The organism is Natrinema saccharevitans, from assembly GCF_001953745.1.
GTDB classification, from domain to species: Archaea; Halobacteriota; Halobacteria; order Halobacteriales; family Natrialbaceae; genus Natrinema; species Natrinema saccharevitans.
Window position 1 is genome coordinate 2,719,303 of sequence record NZ_LWLN01000001.1, and the last position, 19,365, is coordinate 2,738,667.

The 19,365-nt window shown below is 67.0% G+C and carries 20 protein-coding genes; 8 read left to right on the forward strand and 12 right to left on the reverse strand.

Annotation, left to right across the window (positions count from 1 at the left end; all coding sequences use genetic code 11):
- Positions 1-81 precede the first annotated feature (81 nt).
- Both A6E15_RS13860 and A6E15_RS13865 read right to left on the reverse strand, forming a co-directional pair.
- Positions 82-642, reverse strand: a complete 561-nt coding sequence (locus tag A6E15_RS13860; RefSeq protein ID WP_076148366.1) for an NUDIX hydrolase — start codon at positions 640-642, stop codon at positions 82-84.
- A 70-nt stretch (positions 643-712) separates the two neighbouring features.
- Positions 713-1,681 carry a diacylglycerol/lipid kinase family protein gene (locus A6E15_RS13865; RefSeq protein ID WP_076147056.1) on the reverse strand — a complete coding sequence of 323 codons (969 nt, stop codon included), beginning with the start codon at positions 1,679-1,681 and terminating at the stop codon, positions 713-715.
- Positions 1,682-1,735: 54 nt separating this feature from the next.
- Here A6E15_RS13865 and A6E15_RS13870 point away from each other — a divergent pair, with 54 nt between their 5' ends.
- Both A6E15_RS13870 and A6E15_RS21050 read left to right on the forward strand, forming a co-directional pair.
- The gene (locus tag A6E15_RS13870) at positions 1,736-2,461 is read left to right on the forward strand and encodes a PHP domain-containing protein (RefSeq protein WP_076147057.1); all 726 of its coding nucleotides are present in this window, start codon (positions 1,736-1,738) and stop codon (positions 2,459-2,461) included.
- 495 nt (positions 2,462-2,956) lie between these two features.
- Complete coding sequence (locus A6E15_RS21050; protein ID WP_175607267.1) at positions 2,957-3,121, forward strand: hypothetical protein; 165 nt, start codon at positions 2,957-2,959, stop codon at positions 3,119-3,121.
- A 128-nt stretch (positions 3,122-3,249) separates the two neighbouring features.
- Here A6E15_RS21050 and A6E15_RS13875 read toward each other — a convergent pair whose 3' ends face one another.
- A complete protein-coding gene (locus A6E15_RS13875; RefSeq protein ID WP_076147059.1) occupies positions 3,250-5,118 on the reverse strand; it encodes a PAS domain-containing sensor histidine kinase in 1,869 nt (622 codons plus the stop codon).
- A gap of 114 nt (positions 5,119-5,232) precedes the next feature.
- Positions 5,233-5,646 carry an Lrp/AsnC family transcriptional regulator gene (locus A6E15_RS13880; protein WP_006650019.1) on the reverse strand — a complete coding sequence of 138 codons (414 nt, stop codon included), beginning with the start codon at positions 5,644-5,646 and terminating at the stop codon, positions 5,233-5,235.
- Positions 5,647-5,748: 102 nt separating this feature from the next.
- Here A6E15_RS13880 and carA point away from each other — a divergent pair, with 102 nt between their 5' ends.
- Complete coding sequence (gene carA, locus A6E15_RS13885; RefSeq protein ID WP_076147061.1) at positions 5,749-6,828, forward strand: glutamine-hydrolyzing carbamoyl-phosphate synthase small subunit; 1,080 nt, start codon at positions 5,749-5,751, stop codon at positions 6,826-6,828.
- Between the two features lie 125 nt (positions 6,829-6,953).
- Here the strand turns inward: carA and A6E15_RS13890 are convergent, their stop codons facing one another.
- The 3 genes from A6E15_RS13890 to A6E15_RS13900 form a co-directional block, all read right to left on the reverse strand.
- Positions 6,954-7,904: an NAD(P)-binding protein gene (locus A6E15_RS13890; protein ID WP_076147062.1), complete on the reverse strand. Its 951-nt coding sequence runs from the start codon at positions 7,902-7,904 to the stop codon at positions 6,954-6,956.
- Position 7,905: 1 nt separating this feature from the next.
- Entirely contained in the window at positions 7,906-9,081 is a 1,176-nt protein-coding gene (locus A6E15_RS13895; protein WP_076147064.1) for an ABC transporter substrate-binding protein, read from the reverse strand.
- Positions 9,082-9,171: 90 nt separating this feature from the next.
- Complete coding sequence (locus tag A6E15_RS13900) at positions 9,172-9,933, reverse strand: SIMPL domain-containing protein (protein WP_076147066.1); 762 nt, start codon at positions 9,931-9,933, stop codon at positions 9,172-9,174.
- 229 nt (positions 9,934-10,162) lie between these two features.
- Between A6E15_RS13900 and A6E15_RS13905 the strand changes: the two genes are divergently transcribed.
- Positions 10,163-10,951: an enoyl-CoA hydratase/isomerase family protein gene (locus tag A6E15_RS13905; protein WP_076147067.1), complete on the forward strand. Its 789-nt coding sequence runs from the start codon at positions 10,163-10,165 to the stop codon at positions 10,949-10,951.
- A gap of 30 nt (positions 10,952-10,981) precedes the next feature.
- On the opposite strand, the gene A6E15_RS13910 is transcribed toward A6E15_RS13905, so the two are convergent.
- Both A6E15_RS13910 and A6E15_RS13915 read right to left on the reverse strand, forming a co-directional pair.
- Positions 10,982-11,881 (reverse strand): glycosyltransferase family 2 protein, encoded by a 900-nt coding sequence (locus tag A6E15_RS13910; RefSeq protein WP_076147069.1) that lies wholly within the window; start codon positions 11,879-11,881, stop codon positions 10,982-10,984.
- A gap of 53 nt (positions 11,882-11,934) precedes the next feature.
- Positions 11,935-12,642, reverse strand: a complete 708-nt coding sequence (locus A6E15_RS13915) for a class I SAM-dependent methyltransferase (protein ID WP_076147070.1) — start codon at positions 12,640-12,642, stop codon at positions 11,935-11,937.
- 209 nt (positions 12,643-12,851) lie between these two features.
- Between A6E15_RS13915 and A6E15_RS13920 the strand changes: the two genes are divergently transcribed.
- From A6E15_RS13920 to A6E15_RS13935, 4 genes are all read left to right on the forward strand, one after another.
- Positions 12,852-13,133, forward strand: coding sequence for a MarR family transcriptional regulator (locus tag A6E15_RS13920; RefSeq protein WP_066303725.1), 282 nt, complete (start codon positions 12,852-12,854; stop codon positions 13,131-13,133).
- A 102-nt stretch (positions 13,134-13,235) separates the two neighbouring features.
- Positions 13,236-14,060, forward strand: a complete 825-nt coding sequence (locus A6E15_RS13925; RefSeq protein ID WP_076147072.1) for an MBL fold metallo-hydrolase — start codon at positions 13,236-13,238, stop codon at positions 14,058-14,060.
- Between the two features lie 30 nt (positions 14,061-14,090).
- On the forward strand, positions 14,091-14,765 hold the full coding sequence (locus tag A6E15_RS13930; protein WP_076147073.1) for a YkgJ family cysteine cluster protein: 675 nt from the start codon (positions 14,091-14,093) through the stop codon (positions 14,763-14,765).
- A 59-nt stretch (positions 14,766-14,824) separates the two neighbouring features.
- Positions 14,825-15,766 carry an ABC transporter permease gene (locus A6E15_RS13935; RefSeq protein ID WP_076147074.1) on the forward strand — a complete coding sequence of 314 codons (942 nt, stop codon included), beginning with the start codon at positions 14,825-14,827 and terminating at the stop codon, positions 15,764-15,766.
- A gap of 24 nt (positions 15,767-15,790) precedes the next feature.
- On the opposite strand, the gene A6E15_RS13940 is transcribed toward A6E15_RS13935, so the two are convergent.
- The 3 genes from A6E15_RS13940 to A6E15_RS13950 form a co-directional block, all read right to left on the reverse strand.
- Complete coding sequence (locus tag A6E15_RS13940) at positions 15,791-16,693, reverse strand: ABC transporter ATP-binding protein (RefSeq protein WP_076147076.1); 903 nt, start codon at positions 16,691-16,693, stop codon at positions 15,791-15,793.
- Positions 16,694-16,969: 276 nt separating this feature from the next.
- Positions 16,970-17,380, reverse strand: coding sequence for a TRAM domain-containing protein (locus A6E15_RS13945; RefSeq protein ID WP_076147077.1), 411 nt, complete (start codon positions 17,378-17,380; stop codon positions 16,970-16,972).
- 152 nt (positions 17,381-17,532) lie between these two features.
- Positions 17,533-19,260 (reverse strand): radical SAM protein, encoded by a 1,728-nt coding sequence (locus A6E15_RS13950; protein ID WP_076147078.1) that lies wholly within the window; start codon positions 19,258-19,260, stop codon positions 17,533-17,535.
- Positions 19,261-19,365: the final 105 nt, after the last annotated feature.

Consider the following 19,365-nt stretch of genomic DNA (forward strand, 5'->3'; position numbering starts at 1 on the left):
TCTATCCGCCATGTGTGGGCACTCCCCCATAAACCTCCCGCTCGTGTACTGTTTCTCGAAGGTGTTTCGTCGCGGGTTGCGTTATCGCACGTCCCGCCGCATGGCGATCTCGAACCACGGGCAGAGCCGCAGTTGGCGGTACCACTCGGGGTTCGAGTGGAGGCGCTCGTAGGGGACCCACATCAGGCCGGCGACCTCCTCCTCGTTGGGATCGAGGCTCCGGTCGGACAGGGTCACCTGCAAGACGGCACAGACCTCGTGTTCGACGCCCGCGTTCTCGAAGTAGCGCTTGTACTCGAACCGGTCGGTCAGCCGCAGGTCGTCGTACTGGTCGGGGGAGATACCAAGTTCCTCCTCGAGGCGCTTTCGGGTCGCTTCCTCCTGGCTCTGGCCCTCGACGGGGTGGGAGGCGACGGTGCCGTCCCAGTAGGTTCCCCACAGGCGCTTGCCCGGCGCGCGCTGGGCCAGCAGGATGTTGCCCTCGCCGTCGAAGACGAGCGAAGTAAAGGCCCGGTGGCGAATCCCGTCGCCGGTGTGGGCGTCGAGCCGGTTGACCAGTTCGAGTTCGGTATCGTCGGCGTCGACGGCGATCACGTCCTGTCCGGCGTTTTCGTGTTGGAGATTCTCCTCCGGTGTGCTCATACCCATATACTTACCGTGGCTCTTGAAACCAGTATCGCCTCGAGGCGGCCGTTTCGAATCGATATACACGCTATCCCGTCGGTTCGAGCGACCAGAGTTCGCCGCCGTCGGGCTCGGACCGGTACGCCTCCCCGACGGGGACCGTGAGCGCGCCGGGTTCGGTCTCGAGGCGGAGCCGGTCGGTCTCGAGGGTCTCGCCGTCTAAGCTGTACTCGACGGCGTCCGCGCGGCTCTCGATCGACAGCGTCGGCGTCCGCCGACGGACGATACGCGAACTGTCGCCGCCGAACAGTCCCTCGAGGGCCGCGCTGCCAAGCACCTCTCTCGTCGCGGCGTCCTCGACGATCGCCACCTCGAACAGGCCGTCCTCGACGTCGGCCTGGGCGGTCCGCGCGCCGGTAAATCGCCGGCAGTTCCCGATGAGGACGAACATCGCCTCGCCCTCCCAGGCGCGGGCCCGTTCGCCGTTCGGCCCCGCGGCCGTCTCGACGCGCAGCGGGAGCGAGTCGAACTCCCCGACCGTCTCGATCGTGTTCTTGACGTAGGCCAGCACGCCCAGTTCGGCCTTGCTCTCGGGGGTCGTCTCGCTGCTGGCCTCGGCGGTGATCCCGCCGACACAGGAGTTGACGAAGGGCCGGTCGTTGGCCCACCCGACGTCGATCTCCCGACGGCGACCCTCCTCGATCACGGAAAAGGCGTGCTCGAGGTCCCGAACGCCGACGTTCGTCGCGAAGTTGTTTCCCGTCCCCGCCGGGACGACGGCGACGGTCGTCGACTCGAGGGCGTCGGCGGCCGCGACGCCGTTGACCACGGCGTTGAGCGTGCCGTCGCCGCCGGCCGCGGCGACGAGGTCGGCGTCGGGCGCGGCCTCGCGTGCGAGCCGGATCGTGTCGCCCGCCTCCTCGGTCCGCCGGATCTCGAAGCCGTGTCGGTCCGCGAGCGCGGCGACGGTGTCGACGTGGTCCCCGCTGCCGCTGACGGGGTTACAGACGAGGACGCGGTCGCTCGAACGACCGTCGTCCGGCCCCTCCGATTGCATACCGCGGGAGACGCCGGCCGAGCGCAAAAGGGTCTGGCCGGCGTCTGCGTAGCCGTGTACACCGTCGACCTCCACGCGCACACGCGATTCTTCCACGGTCGCCGCGCGCTCGGCGACCGGTTCGATCCGCTGGGCGTCAGGCTCCTCACCGAGGTGGCCGCCCGGCGCGGCCTCGACGGGGTCGCGACCACCAACCACGACTACTACACGCCGTTCGATCCCGCGCCCGACGTGGCGACGCTGCCGGGCATCGAGATCACCACGGATCGGGGCCACGTCCTCGTCGTCGGCCCCGATCCGCCCCGCGCGACGAACCCCGGCGCGCTCTCGCCCGCGGAGGCCGTCGCGCTGGCCCACGACCGCGACTGTGCCGCCATCGTCGCCCACCCGTTCCGGAACAGCACGGTGCGGGAACTCGAGGACGTTCCCTTCGACGCGATCGAGGTCAACGGCAAACACCCCCGCTCGCAGCCCCTCGTCGAGGAGTTAGCGAAGGAACGGGACCTGCCGCTGACCGGCGGCAGCGACGCCCACTACCCCTTCGAGGTGGGACGGGCCTACACCGTCGTGGAGGCCGACCGGCTCACGCCCGAGTCGATCGTCGAGGCGATCCGCGACGGCCGGGTGAGCGCGCGCGTCTCGCGGTCTGGGTTCGACAGCCTGCTACGGCGGGCCTACCGCGCGATCCACGACCGCAAGGGCGTGATCGACGCGCTCGACCGTCCGACTCCGGGCGTGGGCGAACCGCCCGGCGAGGACGAGGAGTCGATCGAACAGTAACGACCACTCTGTGACGGCGAATCGACTAGCCGCCGTGCGGTGGCGCGCGCTGTCGGTCGGGTGAGCAGCGCGAGGCCGACCGACAACGACGTGCGAGGGATGAGCGAGGGAAGAGTGACCGAGCGAATCGGCTGGGGAGGGCGTGGTAACTCCGTGCTGCCACGACAGCAGCACACTCACCCTCGGAGAGGCCCTCTCTCGAGGATCATTTCTGTCGATCGCCTCGAGCTGACATCGACAGTTTCCATATCGTTAGCAGTGGATATAAGTAGCTACTAACCAACAATTAGCACGGAAGCCGATCTCCGACAGGGGACGTCTCGAAACGTCCCGGGTGGACCTAGCACCCGAGACTCGGCTTCCATCCGAGCGGATCGAAGCCATGATTGCATACGTTATACCGGGATATAAACGTCCCGCACGACGATCGCATCGCCAGTTACGACCGCGCTCGAGTCCGTCTCCACTCGCTCGAGAACCCACGGGGGCGGGCCGATGAGTAGCGACTCGGAGGCCGACGACGAGACGCCGTTCCCCGACTGTCCGTCCTGCGGCGACCCGGTCGCGTTCGTCGTCGCCACGGGGCCGTCCACCGGCACCGTCGAACCCTGTGGCTGCTCGCTGCCGCCGGCCCTGTTGACGCCCGATCGGGAGGACTGACAGGGGGCCGTCTGACCGGCGCTCGAGGACCGCCGGTGACCCGCTCGAGGCCGCACGCAACGCCTCGCCGACGGTTCGTGTCTCCGAACCGCGGCGGGCACAGTCGCCCCCGACCGCGGTCGGGCGGGCTACGTCGCCGGCGGCACCCGGAGCGTGACGATGCTGCCCCGGGGTTCGTTCTCCTCGATCCGCAGTTCGCCCCCGACGTTCTTGGCCACCCAGTAGATGAGCCACAGCTCGAGTCCGGTGCCGTGGACGAGCGGCGTCTCGTGGCCCAACTCGATCATCGGTTGTTCGTCCTCCGGGATGCCGGGGCCGTTGTCGGCGATCACGACGTCGACCCAGTCACCGCTGTCGGTCGCCTCGGGCGGGGTGACGCCGACCGTCACGTCCGGGACGGGACGGTCGTTGTGACTGACGGCGTTGTGGATCGCTTCTCGGATCGCCATCTCCAGACGGTCGTCGGCCTGCACCGGGACGGAATCGGGGGCCGTGACCGTGATCGCGGCGTCCGGGTACTGCTCGTCGAAGTCGGTCGCAACCCTCGAGACCAGCGCGCCGACGTCACAGGTCGCGTCGGCGTCTCGCTCCCGCTGGAACAGGTCCCGAACGGCGGCCGCGTTCTCGCTGATCTTGAGGAGATCGGCCGCCTGTTCTTCGATCGCCGTCACGGCGGTGTGACGATCCTCCTCGGCGGACGCCGTCCGGAGCCGGGCAGCGTTCCCTTCGATGACGTTCATCGCGTTCCGGATGTTGTGTCGCAGGATCCTGTTGAGGACGCTCAGACGCTGTCGCCGCAACCGCTGTGCCGTGATGTCGGTCTCGATCGCCACGAAGTGCGTGATCTCGCCCGCGTCGTCGGTGATCGGCGCAATCGTCTGGTCGACGTGGTACTGCTCGCCGGACTTGCGCCGGTTGACGAGTTCGCTTTCCCAGATCTCACCCGAGCGGATCGTATCCCAGAGGTCCGCGTAGAACGCCTCGTCGTGCTTTCCGGACTTGACGATCCGTGGGTTCAGACCGACGGCCTCCGTTCGGCTGTATCCGGTGTCCCGTTCGTAGGCCGGGTTGACGTACTCGATGGTCCCGCTGCGGTCCGTGATGATGATCCCGTGCCCGGCCTGCTCGACCGCTTTTCGGAAGAGTTGCAACTCCCGCTCGCGTTCCTTCCGATCCGTAACGTCCTGTACCGCGCCGCGTAACGCGACGACGGTTCCGTCCTCCGTGACGGGTTTCCCGACGGTCCGAACCCAGCGGTCGTTCCCCTCGGCCGTGACGACCTCGAGGACGCCGTCATACGACTCCTCGTCGCGTCGACACGCCTCGACGAACGAGCGGATCTTGGGCCGATCGTCGGGCCGATAGAACTCGATCGCGTCCGAAAGCGTCGGCTCGTAGCCGTCGTCGACCTCGAAAATCGCTCTCGTCCCGTCGGTCCACCGGAGATCGTTCGTTCGAAGATCGAGTTCCCACCCGCCGACGGCCGCGAGGTCCTCCGCTTTCGTCAGGAGATCCCGGTTCCGCTCGAGTTCGCGCTCCGCCGTCGCCCGTTCGGAGACTTCACGGACGATGCCGACGATCCGGCGCACCGGACCGCTCGAGTCGGCCGGGTGCAGCGTCGTCTCGACGGTTCGTTGGCCGACCGGGAACGAACGCGTCGCGCTGACGTCGACCGACTCCCCGACCTCGACACACTCCCGGTAGCGACGGAGGGTGTCGCCGTCGGAGGACAACTCGAACACGTCCTGCAGGGATTTTCCCGTGACCGACGCGTCGGTCAGGCCGGTCGCCGCTTCGTAGGCCGGGTTGACGCGTCGGAACGTGAACTCGAGATCCCGCACCGTCCGTTCGACGTCGATCAGAAAGACTGCCTCTTCGACGGCGTGAAACAGCGTTTCGGCCTCGTCTGGGGCCACCGGTCGGTCCCGATTCGAATCCCCCGTCCGATCGGTCGCGACCGACTCGTTTCGATTTCCGGAGCGTTTCTCGGCGGTCATTAGAACGGAATGTCGCCCCTCGGTGAAAAAAGCGGGCCGTACTTCTACCGAGTGGGAACGCCGTCGCGACTCGAGTCGCGGTCGTTTCGTCCCGGGTCGGAGCGAGCGGCGGATTCAGCCGAGTTCCTCGTCCAGAATCAACCGCGTTTTCGTACTCACGACCTCCTCCTGATCGCGGGCCTTGGTGATGAGATCGTTGACCCCGCGCGTGTCCGCGGCGTCGACGACGAGGACGACGTCCTGCTCGCCCGAAACCATCCAGACGAAGTCGACCTCGTCCCACTCGGCGATCCGCTCGGAGACGGCCTTGGTGTCGACGTCGACCGCGACGCTGAGTTCGATCATCGCCTGGACGTTGCCCGTCCGGGTCGAGATCGTAAAGCGCTCGATCACGTCGTCGTCTAGCATCCGCTCGACGCGGTTCCGGACGGTCCCCTCGCTGGTCCCTACTTCGTCGGCGATCTCCGTGTAGGGCGTGCGGCTGTCTCGACGGAGAATATCGAGGATCTGTCGGTCCAGGTCGTCCATGGAGATGCGTACCTACGGCGAACCCGCACTTACCGATTACGAAAATCGTAACTGAGCTTCGAAGACAACACTTATGCCGGTCCATCCGATACGTAGATCGTAATGACGGAAGCCTACGTCGCACTGGAAGGCGGCCACGTACTCGAGGGACGTGGTCGTGCCGACGGGACGGCCCGCGGCGAAATCGTATTCACGACAGCGTATACCGGCTACGAGGAGAGCCTCACCGATCCCTCCTACGAGGAGCAGATCCTCACGTTCTCGTATCCGCTGATCGGCAACTACGGCGTCCGCGAGGAGCGCTTCGAGGACGACCGCATCCACCCCCGCGCCGCGATCGCCAAGGAGTTCACCGACGAGATCGTCGACTGGTTCGAACGCGAGGGCATTCCGGCGGTCGACCACCTCGACACCCGCGACGTCGTCACCGACATCCGCGACGGCGGCGCGATGAAATGCGGCATCGCCGTCGGCGAGGACGTCACCGAGGAAGACGCCCTCGAGCAACTCGAGGCCTGCAAGGCGATGAGCGACCACACCGAGATCGGCGCACAGGTCAGCGTCGACGAGCCCGAGGTCCACGGCGAAGACAACGACGGCGAGACGGTCGCGCTGATCGACTGCGGCGCGAAGGGCTCGATCATCAGCTCGCTGCTCGAGCGCGACGCGACGGTTCACGTGCTGCCCTACGACGCCGACGTCTCCGCGGTCGCGGCCGTCGACCCCGATCTGCTCTTCGTCTCGAACGGTCCCGGCGACCCGGTCAACTTCGAAGGGGCCATCACGCTCGTCGAGGAATTCGTCGAGGACACGCCCGTCGCCGGCATCTGTCTCGGCCAGCAGATCGTCGCCGAGGCGCTCGGCGGCTCCACCGAGAAGATGACCTTCGGCCACCGCGGTGTCAACCAGCCCGTCCTCGACTTGGAGTCCGGGCAGGTCGTGATGACCACCCAGAACCACGGCTACACGGTCGCCGATCCGGGTGAGCACCTCGAGGTCACCCAGATCAACGTCAACGACGACACGCCGGAAGGAATCGACGGCGTCGAGTACGACGTGATCACCCGCCAGTACCACCCCGAGGCAAACCCGGGTCCGCACGACACCCTCGACTTCTTCGACGACGTCCTCGCCATGGCTTCCGGGCGAGCCGACTCGCAGGCGGTTCCGGCCGACGACTGACGGCCGCGACCCTCGTTTTCCGTTCGATAACCGCTTAGCCCCCTTCGAAAACGATAGCGACGCGATCCCGGTCACTCGAGCGTGCGATCGAACCCCCGGTCGACGTTCGCGGCTCGTCGATGCTGTCAGTCCCTCGTCGGCTCGTCGATACCCGTGTCGCGAACGTACGCTCGGATCGCGTCGTCGTCGACGGCCTCGAGCAGCAGTTCGTCGTCGAGCGCGGCCGCGAGCCGTCGCTGGCCGCGGTCGGCCCGCCGACTCGCAGTGTCGGGATCGACGTAACTCTCGTCGCGTTCGTCGGCGTAGGCCGCGGCGAGCCGGCGGCTCTCGGCCGCGTCGTACTCCTCGGGAGCGTCCGATTCGAACAGTTCGACCCGGCGGTCGGGATCGGCCCACTCGTCCGATCGGTCCGCGGCGTCGCGTCGCCAGTCGTAGCGCTCGGCGAACCGACCCCAGTAGCCCGCGTCCTCGCGGCGGTCCCGCAACAGCGATCGAGCGACCGTCGCGCCGTGACCGGCCGCGATGATCGCCTGGTCACCACAACCCGCCAGCGGGCCGGCGACGTAGAGTCCGTCGATCGGCGTCCGGCCGTCGTCGTCGGGATAGGTTTCGTCGAAGCGCTCGACCGTTCCGCCGTCGCGCTCCTCGGTGACGAACAGCGCGTCGGGGTCGTCGAGTCCGCGGAGGTAGGAGCCGTCGTACTTGCTCGCGGCGATCACGTACCGCGCTCGGTGGGCTTTGCCGTCCTGCGTCTCGAGGCGAAAGCCGCCGTCGGCCAGCAGCGCGACGGACTCGACGAGTGCCTCGCGGAGCCGACAGCCCGCCGTCTCGGCGTGGTCTCGCGCGAGTTTGCGGAAGGTCTCGACGTCGATCCCGCCGGGGAACCCGAGGTAGTTCTCGAGGACGGCACACCGCCGTAACGATGAGGGCCCGCGGTCGAAGACCGTCGTCTCGAGGCCCGCTCGAGCGGTGAAGACGCCGGCGGCGCAGCCGGCCGGCCCGCCGCCGACGACGGCCACGTCGGCGTCGAACCCGCGGTCGGTGCGGCCGTCCGCGTCGTCGCGGTCCGCGCCCATCCTACGGACCCCTGGTGACGATCTCGGCGACGCGCTGGCGGTCGAACAGCCGCTCGTCGGCCGGGATTTCGGGGTAAGACTCGCCGGCCTCGTAGCCGGGCCACTCGCCGAACTGTTCGGGATAGAGCTGTTTGGCCGTCATCTCGAGCTGGAAGAGGTTCATTAGCGGGCCCTGATAGCGCATCCCGCCGGGGACGACCCGGTCGTCCTGGACCGCTGTCAGCCGGCTCCCGGCGGAGTCGTTTTCCAGCCGCTTTCGGACGTTCCCGATGGCGTATCGGGGCGTGATCCCCCAGAGGTGGAGGAGTACGTCGGGGTCTTCCTCGAGCATCGCCTCGTAGCCGACGGTCCCCCAGTCGCGCTCCCAGTCCCGGTCGGCGAAGACGTCGCGAGCGCCGAGCGGTCGGGTGTCCGCCTGCCAGTAGCCGGGCGTATTGAGGTGGTAGGCGTAGAACTGGCCGTCGCCAAGCGTGACGCGGGCGACCGTCGGCCGGTCGCTCTCGGGCGGGAGGTTCGACTCGATGTGCGAGCGCAGGTCGGCGTGGACCTCGGCCAGCGCCTCGTATCGTTCCTTCTCGCGGAAGACCGCCGCGACCCGCTCGAACAGTTCCCAGAGCGTGTAGTACTCGTAGCTGTCGGCGTACTCCGCCGCGGGCTCGCTGTGGACGCCGCTGTGGAAGTTGCCGACCCACGGGCCGATCTGATCGGCAATGTCGTCGATCGTCGCGGCGTCCCAGTCGTCGTCGGTCTTGACCGGATACGAGGGATCGAGGAAGTGAACGTCACTGTCGAGGGCGTACAGCCGCTCCTCCTCGAGGCCGTCCGCGAGGGGATTCTCGAGGCCCGCCCACTCGAAGGACACGCCCTCGAGGCGGTCGTAGTAGGTGTTCATCGTCGCGCCGGACATGTCGGGCGCAAAGAGGGTGGTGACCGCGTCGCCGTGACCGAGCGCGACGGCCATGTCCGCGTACTGAGGGAAGGCGACGAAGGCATCCTCGGGAACGGAATCGAACTCGACCTCGCCCATCGGGGCCATCGACACCGTGTAGGAATCGCCGTCTGCGGTCGGTTCGGAGTCAGTCGTACCGATACAGCCGGCCAGTGTCGCGCTGCCGGCCGCCAGTCCCGCCGTGACGAACGCGCGACGGCTCCGGTCTGCGTGTGGGGTCGGATCCATACGATTTAGGCCCGCCTAATTCTTCAAAAAGCGTTCGGTTTTAGGCCGGCCGAAAGCGAGGAGATTCGCCGGACAGCCCCGCCGAAGCTGTCACTCCTCGAAACCGTAGGTGACCGTCACGCTCGCGGTCACGCTGACCGGATCGGTGTCGATCTCCGTCGGCGGGGCCCCGCCGGCGCTTTCGGCCGCGTCGTCACCGGCTTCGGTGCGGAACGAATGCACCTGGACATCACCGGTCGTAACGGCCGTCGTACCCGTGATCTCGACCCCGCGGTTGTCGGCGACGTGTGCCGCCTCCGCGTCGGCGTTTTCCAGCGCGGCGTCGAGCGCGTCCTCGCGCAGCGTCGATCGGGTCTCTTCCTGGAGTGTGAACCGGACCCGACCGACGTCGTCGGCACCCGCCTCGATCGCGGCGTCGATGACCTCGCCGACCCGGTCGACGTCGGTCAGGGTCACGTCGAACGAATGAGAGCCCTCGAACCCGTCGGCCTCGCGCTCGCGAGCGGAGTGGACGCGGTACCGTCCCTCCTCGACGTTCTCGTCGGGAATGTCGAGGTCGTCGAAGGTCTCGCGGAGCCGTTCGGCACCGCTCGCGAGTTCGTCGGTGACCGCGTCGGCGCTCTCGCCGGTCGCGGTGACCCCGACGTCGACCGTCGCCTGGTCCGGCTCGGCCTCGACCTCGCCGTCGGCGCTGACCGTGATCTCGCCGTCGACGTCGTCGCCGTTCGCGGCCGAGTCCGTGGTCGACCCCGACTCGGGGTCGTCGTCGCCGTCGGTCGCGCTGCCAGTACACCCTGCCACTGCGGCCGCGAGCCCGATACTCGAGGCCGCGAGGAACCGTCGTCGGTCCATACCGTACGGCACGGGGGAGAGCGGAAAAAGCCCATCCCAAGCTCAAACGCGGCTTTGAGCGACGGCTGCGAGTCGCGAACGCTGTGTGAACGTATTCGGGACGACGCGGACTCGAGTCGCGGAACTCGCCTCGGGCGCGACTGACCAGAGTCGAGTCGCACTCGAGCGGCGGTATCGGCAGGACGGAACCGCAGCCACGCTTAACCGGGTCCCGCGCAATGTATCGCCCATGGAATCCGTTGGCAGTGGCCTCGCGGCGATCGACTGGAACGACGACCGGGCCGACGTCTACCTCTCGCGGCCGGACAAGCGAAACGCGATGACCGTCCCGCTCATGGACGATCTCGTCGCGGCCTTCGAACGGGTCGATGCGGACGGAGACGTCCGCGTCGCCACCCTGCTCGGCGAGGGACCGGTCTTCTGTGCCGGGATGGACCTCGAGATGATGCGCGACCGGGTCGAGCCCGACGCCGAGATCGACCGCAACAAGTTCCCCGACGTCCTCGAGGCGATCGAGGAGACGCGACAGCCGGTCGTGGCCGGCATCAAGCGCGCCGCGCCCGCGGGCGCGTTCGAACTCACGTTGCCCTGTGACTTCCGGATCATCGGCCGGAACGCGAAGTACGGGCTGCTCGAGGTCGCGCTCGGCACCTTCCCCCACGGCGGCGGGACCCAGCGGCTCCCCCGGCTCGTGGGGCTGTCGAACGCGAAGGAGATCGTCCTGTCCGGCGAGTTCGTCGATCCCGAGGAGGCCGCCGACATGGGACTGGTCCACGAGGTCGTCGACACCGACGCCGTCGACGAGCGGGCGAAGGCCCTCGCCGACGACCTCTGTGAGAACGCCCCGCTCGGACTTCGAAAGGGAAAACAGGCGCTCAATGCCGCCTTCGATATGCCCCTCGAGCGCGGCCTCGAGTACGAGCGCCGACTGGGACACGAACTCGACGACACCCGCGACTACCGCGAGGGGTTCGAGGCCAGACTCGAGGGCCGGGAGCCCGAGTTCTGCGGCGAATAACAGGCGGTGGGGCGGGCCCGTGATAGCACGTCAACGCCGATCGTACACCCGGACCGCCCGGTCGTGGCGCTCCGAGAGTCCGTTGGGGTTCCGTCGGCTCGAGCGGTCGGCGTACCGGGCGCGGACCCCGTCCCAGAGCCCGCGTGCGATATTCGTGGCGACGTCGGCGCCGTCCGAGATCCAACCGGTCGGCGTCGCCTCGCCGGCCGCCAGTCGGCGAACGCCGCCGGCACCGTCCCGGAGCGCGCTCCCGAGGGTCCGGGCGAACACGCCCGGTCGAGGACCGTAATTCTTCGCGAGTCGGTAGGACAGCGATCGGTAAGTCGCTCCCCAGTCGAGGTCGGCCCGGCCGCCGTCGGTCCCGACCTCGCGGCGGGCGGCCATCGCCGCGTCCCACGAGACCTCGTACTCGAGGCCGGCCACGCGGTGGGCGCAGTCGCACTCGCTTTCCGTGACGAGGTACTCGTCGAACCCGTCCAAGGCCTCGAGGACGGGGCGCTCGAAGGCGACGTTGTCGCCGTGGAATGCCGTCACCGTCCGGCCGCCGATCCGCCGGGACGAGCGATCGTGGTCGCGGTCGGAACCGCCGGTGACGGGGCCGGTGACGACGTCGGTCTCGTCGGCCATCGCCCCCTCGATGGCCGGATACCAGCTGTGGTCGATCGTATACTCGCCGTCGAGAAAGGCGATCGCGTCCCCAGTTGCGAGTTCGAGGCCGGCGTTCCGGGAGACGCTGGGGCTTCGCTCGGAGATCTCGACGAGGACGTCGACGTCGTCCCGCTCGCGGACGACGCCGGTCGTCCCGTCCGAGGACGGGCCGTTGACGACGATGACCTCCGTCGACGACGGCGTCCGTTCCGCGAGGGCGTCGAGACACGACGGCAAGCGCTCCCGGTCGTTCAGCGTCGAGACGACTACCGAGAGCTTCATGCTGCCCGGTACGGGCTCCTGATAGTAAATAGATTGGATTGGCCCCGATGCCGTCACCGAACGCGCGCGTTCCAGTACGACACCGACGCGAAGTGATCGGTGACCGGGAGTTGCCCGACCGCCTCGTCGATCGCCCGAAGCGGCGAGGCGAGTGCGTTCGGGATCGATCGATACAACCCGTAGGGGAGGAGGAAGTCGTCTTCCACGTCGACGAGCGTGAGATCGGTCTTCGCGAGCAGGACCGCCACCTCGCTCTTCGAGTAGAGTCGCGACCCCATCGGCAGCGCCCAGTTGTAGACGCTCCGACTCGAGAATCGGTTGAAGGTGTCGAAGACGATCTGATCGCGGGCCACCCGTCGCATCTCCTCGAGGAAGGCCTCGGGGTCGTCAGCGAGGTGGAAAAAGCGCATCGCGATGACGGTATCGAAGTGATCGTCCGGGAACGGCAGCCGCCCCGCGTCCCCCCGGAGGAACTCCAGCGTCCCCGAAAGCTCGTCCTGTTTCGCCTTCCGGCGTCCCTGCTGTAACATCGCCGCCGAGATGTCGAGCCCGACGACGTCGGCACCCTGATGGGCCAACATGACCGTAAATCGCCCGGTACCACAGGCGATCTCGAGGACCTTGCGGTCCTCGACCGGCATGATGGCCTCGAGGACGGCCTCTTTCTCCCGGCGGTCGATCAGCTGGCCGCCCCGGGAGAACCGCTTGTCGTCGTATTCCTCGGCGATGTCGTCGGCTTGGTACCACTCCTGTCCTTTCACACTGAGCGAACCTACTGTCGCGATGGGATAAAACGATACTGGAGTCGGCCGACGAAGCGGCGTCGACGGCAGTCACCCAGCCGCCTGCGGTCGATCGGGTCAGACACAATATATTGTGTTAATACCCCATTCATACCCCTTATATAAACTGCATTGTTCGTATCCACATATAGGGAAGCTTTACCACTGGCGATTGCACTCAAGTGGGTATGAGCATGAGTACAGCCGAGGACCGTGGCGCCGCTGCCGAAGAAACGCTGTCGGAGGACGAATACCGCGACCGACTCCGCGATCTGCCCCCGAGCGCGAAACTCGTTGCGAAAGTTCTCGAGACCGACTCCCCGCTCTCGCAGGGCCAACTCGCCGAGGAGTCGCTACTGCCCGACCGCACCGTCCGCTACGCGCTCAATCGTCTCGAGGACGTCGGCCTTGTCGGCTCCCGATACAGCTTCCGCGACGCGCGCAAACAGGTCTACTACCTCAAGCACTGAGCGTCTCGCCGCCGACATCTCCGCTGCTCGGGGGTCGCGGGGAGGGTTCGAGTGCCGGTCGCCGCCGATACGTCTTTTTTCACCCGGTCGTACTGTCCGCACATGCACGTTACTCGCTGGTCCGTCCCCGTCGCGACGCGCGCGCCGTCCGGCGACACCAACGCGTATCTCCTCGAGGCGGCGGAGCCGTCCCCGGACGGCGAACCCGATCCCGAATCGGCGCTCCTCGTCGACCCCGCGGCTCGAACCGACGCCCTCGACCGGGCGGTCCGCGAACGATCCGTCGATCATGTTCTCGTTACTCACACTCACCCCGATCACGTCGGCGCCGTCGCGGCCTACGCGGCCGAAACCGACGCGACGGTCTGGGCCCGCTACGGTCGCGTCGACCGCTTTCGCGACGCGACCGGAATCTCCCCCGACCGTACCTTCTCGCCGGGGACGACGATCCCAGTGGGCGACGACCGCGTTCGCGTCCTCGACGCGCCCGGCCACGCGCCGGACCACGTCGCCCTCGAGGCCGGCTCCGGCGGCCCGATCTGCTGTGGCGACTGCGCCGTCCGCGAGGGCAGCGTCGTCGTCGGCGCGCCCGAAGGGGACATGCGTGCGTACGTAACGACATTGCGTTGCTTCTGGGCGGCCGATCCGCCGGCGCTGTACCCCGGCCACGGCCCCGAGATCGACGCGCCCCGCGAGACCCTCGAGCGACTGCTGGCCCACCGCGCCGACCGCGAGCAGCGCGTCCGCGAGGCCGTCACCGGCGGCGCGGAAACGCTCGAGGCGGTCCTCGAAGCGGCCTACCATAAGGACCTCTCGGGAGTGAAAGACCTCGCGCGAGCGACGGTCCTGGCCCACCTCGAGAAACTCGCCGTCGAGGGCCGCATCGCGTGGGACGGCGAGCGCGCCGCGCCGCCGGAGGGCGACTGACTTTTCCGCCTCGGCCGCCTCCCCTCGAGCGTGCAATCGCTCGAGGCCGAACTCGAAGACGCCCGCCAGCTCTCCGTCGCCGACCTCGCGGACGCGATCGAGTCCATCGGGTTCGAGTGTACCCGTTGCGGGGCCTGCTGCAAAGCCGACGACGCGGACGACCACACCGCGACCGTCTTTCCCGACGAAGTTCGAAATCTCGAGGCGAGCGACAGTTACGACGGGGAGTACGACTGGCGTGATATCGCCCGGCCCATGCCGTACGGCCTCTCGGCGACCGACGACGGCGACCTCGAGGGCGAGACCTTCGAGTGGGCGCTCCGGACCGACGACTGCGGCGACTGTACGTTCTACGCGGAAGACGAGTCCGGCACCGGTGCGTGTACCGCTCACGACGACCGGCCGCTGATCTGTCGTACCTACCCCTTCAGCGTCGCGCTCGCGGGAACCAGCCAGCCCATGGGCGAAGCCGTCGACGAGGCCGGCATGGTCCGCGCCCACGAGTGCGAGGGACTGGGCCGCGACATTTCGCGTGACGACGCCGAAGAACTGGCTCGAGCGCTGAAAGAACGAGCCGTGCGGGAACTCGAGGAAGCCATCGCCGTCCGCGACGAGTACGCGCCGGTCGATCCCGACCCAGGCGAGGTCGTCGTCCACGACTCCGAGGGTGCGAAGCGGGCGGACGGGACGCCGCTCGAGAAGTAATTCCTGGCTCAGAATGAAAGAATGAAATCATTATGTAGCGGCGGCCACCGCTATCACGTATGGATCCCCGACGACGGAACGTTGCGAACACCGAGCGATCGACGCACGAAACGATCGCGGACCGGTTTCCGCTCGCGAAACAGCAGTTCCGGACGTACGTCACGAAGCCGCGATACTGGCTCTTCCCACTACTGATATTCGGCCTGGGTGTCGCGTCATCACTGGAGTTAGCGTTCGGTAATGCCGACGCAAAACGGTACCTCGGATCACGGTACCCACTCATCGCTTTCCAATGGTTTTGCTCGATTATCGGCGGTTTCGTCGGTATTTTCGCCGGATACGCATCGGTCACCAGCGATCGAAACACCGGCCGACTCCCGCTTCTCTTGAAGTTACCGTACTCGCGGAGCGAGTACCTGCGACAAAAATTCCTCGGTCACGCGGGTGCGCTCTCGGCGCTACTGATTTTCGCCCTGGGTACCGGCTTCGTGGTCTGCGGGTTCGTCCTCGGCCCGCCACCGATACTCGCGACGCTCGCGTTCGTCACTGTTTCGGTCCTTTACGTTCTCGTCTGGGTTTCCATCGCGATGACCGTCTCGATGCTCGTCAAAACGGGTCGCCGAGCGATCGCCGTCCTTCTTCCCGTTTTTATCGGAACGGGAATGCTCTGGCGCATGACGTTTACGTCGATTCTGACGCCGATCGTCGGCAACCTTCCGCAGCCGGTATCGCTCCTAGTTACTCGTCTCGTCCCGTTCCGAGCGTACCTCGTCGCGACGAACTGGATCGCCGGACTCCCGAACTCGCACAGTTACGGGACGTGGATCAGTCAAGAACTCAATACCGAATTCGTCTCAGACTCGACCATTGTTTCGATGGAACTGGGCAGTTCGGTTCCGTGGTATCTGTCCGAGTGGCTGGCGATTCCTGTACTCGTGTTCTGGCTCGTCGTCCCGCCGCTCGTCGCGTCCCGGCGATTCGAGGCCGTCGACATCGTCTGAAATTCCGCTTTCGACGCTCCCGCTCTACGCTGTGGCAGTGTATTCCGAGAAGACGTCCTGTAGCGACGCCGTCTCGAGGTCGAAGTCCTGCGGTCCGGCGCCGAGGTCTTCCAGCGTCGTCAACACGTCGACCGTCGCGTTCTCGGAACACTCGAGGACGATTGTCCCTTCGCCCGTCCGAACCGACGCGACCGACTCGAGCGCCGACAGCGGCGACAGATCGTCGGGGACGCGTTCGACGGTCACCCGCATCGTCGTACTCGTCGCGAGGCCCGACCGGAGCGTCTCGAGGTCGTCGACGGCGACGAGGTTGCCGTCCCGGAGGATGCCGACGCGATCACAGACCGCCTCGACCTGTGCGAGGAGATGACTCGAGAAGAAGACCGTCGTTCCGGCGTCGGCGCGTTCGCGGATGATCTCCTGCATCAGTTCGACGCCGTTGGGATCGAGCCCCGTCGACGGCTCGTCGAGAATCAGGAGGTCCGGATCGCCCGCGAGCGCCATCGCGAGGAGGAGTCGCTGGGTCATCCCCCGCGAGTAGTCGGTCGCGACGCGGTCGGCGTCGTCGGCGAGCCCGACTCGCTCGAGGAGGACGTCGGGATCGTCGTCGACGCCGCGGGATTCGATCTCGAACGCGACGTGGTCGCGGCCGGTCCAGTCGGGCATCATCGAACAGCCGTCGGGGACGACGCCACACCGCCGTCGGATCGCCGGGCCGTCCGTACGGGGATCGAGCCCGAAGACCGACGCCGACCCAGACGTCGGCCGAATCAGATCCAGCAGGATATCGATCGTCGTCGACTTTCCGGCCCCGTTCGGCCCGAGAAAGCCGAACACCTCGCCCGATTCGACGCGGAGATCGAGCGACTCGAGGGCGACGGTGTCGCCGTACCGTTTCGTCAGCCCGTCGGTTTCGATCACACACATATTTCAGTGTACCAATCAGAACGAAGTTATTACTACCGGTAGCAATCCAGAATCGCCTCGGTAGAAAGGACGGTGCCAACAGGACAAACGGGAGCGAAAACGGTGTCGACACGGCTCGAGCGTACGGCGCGCTCCGCGCGCCGTTTCACCGAGCGCGAGCGGGGCGAGGGCTGAGCGAAGCGAAGCCCTCGGAAACGCGAGCGCTCGGCCTTTTTTCGTCCAGATTTTTTGCGCGAGCGGTCGGCTTCGCCGACCCGAGCGCAAAAAAGGTGGTTCTTAGAACGTGTCCTCGATGATCTCGCCGACCGCGAAGTTCGACTTGACCTCGGTGACTTCGATCTTGACCCGTTCGCCGACGTCGGCACCGGGGACGATGATGACGTACCCGCGCTCGACGCGGGCGATACCGTCTCCTTGCTTGCCGATGTCCTCGATTTCGACGTAGCGGGTTTCCCCGACGTCGACCGGTGGCTGCGGCTCCGACGGTGCGCTCTGGGGCTTGCTCGCCGACGTCGAGTCGTCGTCGGCGGTCGCCTCGTCCCGCGAGATGAGCGCGACGCGGTAGACCTCGCCGGGGTCGATGTCGCCGGTTTCGACCTCCTGACGGGGTACTTCGATGACGTAGCGATCCTCCTCCTCCGAAACGTCCGTACTGAACAGACACAGCAGCTTTTCAGATATCTCCACAGGTAGACCCTCTATTTCATTGCAGAGACCCATCCATAATAGAACTACCGACACCGAGCCGTCGGTTGACGCGGAAAGGACCTCGTGTACCCGTTCGACCGGCCGGCTCGAGGGGCCGTGCGAACGAATGACGAGCCGAACGCAGACGAGAGTCAGTCCGCGCGCTCGAGCGGGCGGACCGTCGCGAACTGCGACAGATCGACCTCGGTACCGAAGTCCGCGTCGGCGAGCGACTGGTAGGGGCGGTCGACGACGATGTCGCCGGCGGTGCTGTCCCCGATGCCGGGGATGGCGGTGAGTTCGTCCATCGAGGCCGCGTTGAGATCCAGCGGATGGGGGACGCCGGTCACCGAGCGGTAGCCGTGATCGACGACCGCGACGTCGATCGTCCGCCCGAGTTCGCGTTCGCCCGGAATCCCGACCAGCAGGGGGTAGGTGCCGAGCTGGCGGCCGAAGGTCTTGCCGTCCTGATGGTACTCGAGGTGGACGTCGGGGAGGACGGTCCCCAGCGGGGCGACCCGCTCGAGCATGGGGTTGTCGATCTCCTCGCGGACCCGCTTCTTGTAGCGTTTGAACACCCCTTTGTGATCGTTAGCGATCTCGGCCCCGGTGTCGCTCATGTCGGTGCCGTCGAAGGCCATCACCTGCCGGATGTTGATCCGGCGGAGCATGTAGCCCTCGTCGTAGACCCGCTGGAGGAACTCGCGGTTGCGCTCGTAGGTCTCCTCCCGTTCGCCCTTGAGCCCGTGCAGGAGGTTGATGCCGGGAAGGAGCTTGGGGAGCCGGTTCGGAGCGTCACGCCCGAAACTCGGTCCGTCTCCGGGTCCCTCGCCGGGACGCCAGCCGGCCTCCTCGTTGACGATCCGAACGGCTTCGAAACACTCCTCGGCGCTGACGTTCAGATTGTTCTCCGCCTGGACGACCGGATCGGCCGACTCGAGGCCGAACGCGGCCGTGTCGCCGGGCGTGTTGTGTTCGGCGATGATCCGGATCCCCTCGCGGCTCTGCTCGGGCCACTCGACGATCGTGACGGGATTCATGTTGTCCAGATGTAACGTCTCGAGGGCGGGCGCGACCTCGCGGATGCCGCCGTAGAGCTGGCGCAGGGCGTCGGGATTCGGGGCCTCGCCGTCGCCGCCGTAGGCGAGGATGTCGGCCTGCCGGCCGAGCCGGAAGTGTTTGACGCCGTAGTCAGAGAGGGCGTCGACCTCGCCGACGACCGTCGGCGGCGGCCGGAACTCGGGGTTGCCATAGAGCGGTTCCGTACAGAACGAACACCGGTAGGCACAGCCCCGCGAGGTCTCGAGTTCGGCGATGAGGTGGTCGGGATGGTTGGGGTGTTGTTCGACGACGAACGCGCCCTCCCGGGCCCACCGCGAGACCTCCTCGACGTCGCGCATCCGGTTGTTGAAGCCCTCGAGGCCGCTCTCGACGAGATCGTAGACAGCGGCCTCGACGTCGCCCTTGGCGACGAAATCGAAGTCCAGGTCCTGCCGTTCGGTCTCGGTCGCACCGGCGTTTTCCTCGCCGACGCCGAACTTGACGGGGCCGCCCATCAGGCTCGTGCCGTTGGCGGTCCAGGCCAGTTTGCGGACCTCGTCGGGTTCGGCCGGCGTCCCGCCGACGTACTTGCCGGGGACGGTCATGCCGCCCAGATAGAGCAGGAGGTCGGCCTCGTCGACGTCCCGCCAGTAGTCGGGATCGTCGCGGAGCCGATCGATCGTGTGGTAGGTGATCCGCTCGCGGGGGACGCCCGCGTCGACGAGCGCGCCCGCCGCGTACCGGGGGTACGTCGAGATGTACGGCGGGACCCCGAAGTGTGCGGGCTCGTCGACGTAGCCGTCGACGATCGTCACCGACAGCGTCTCGGGGTCAGTCATAGCTCCCGGTAGCGCCTCGAGGGGTAAAACGGTGACTACACGCCCTGACCGAACGCCGCAGGAGTCCGCGAGTACCGGCCGCACGGCTACCGAGACTCGGTCTCG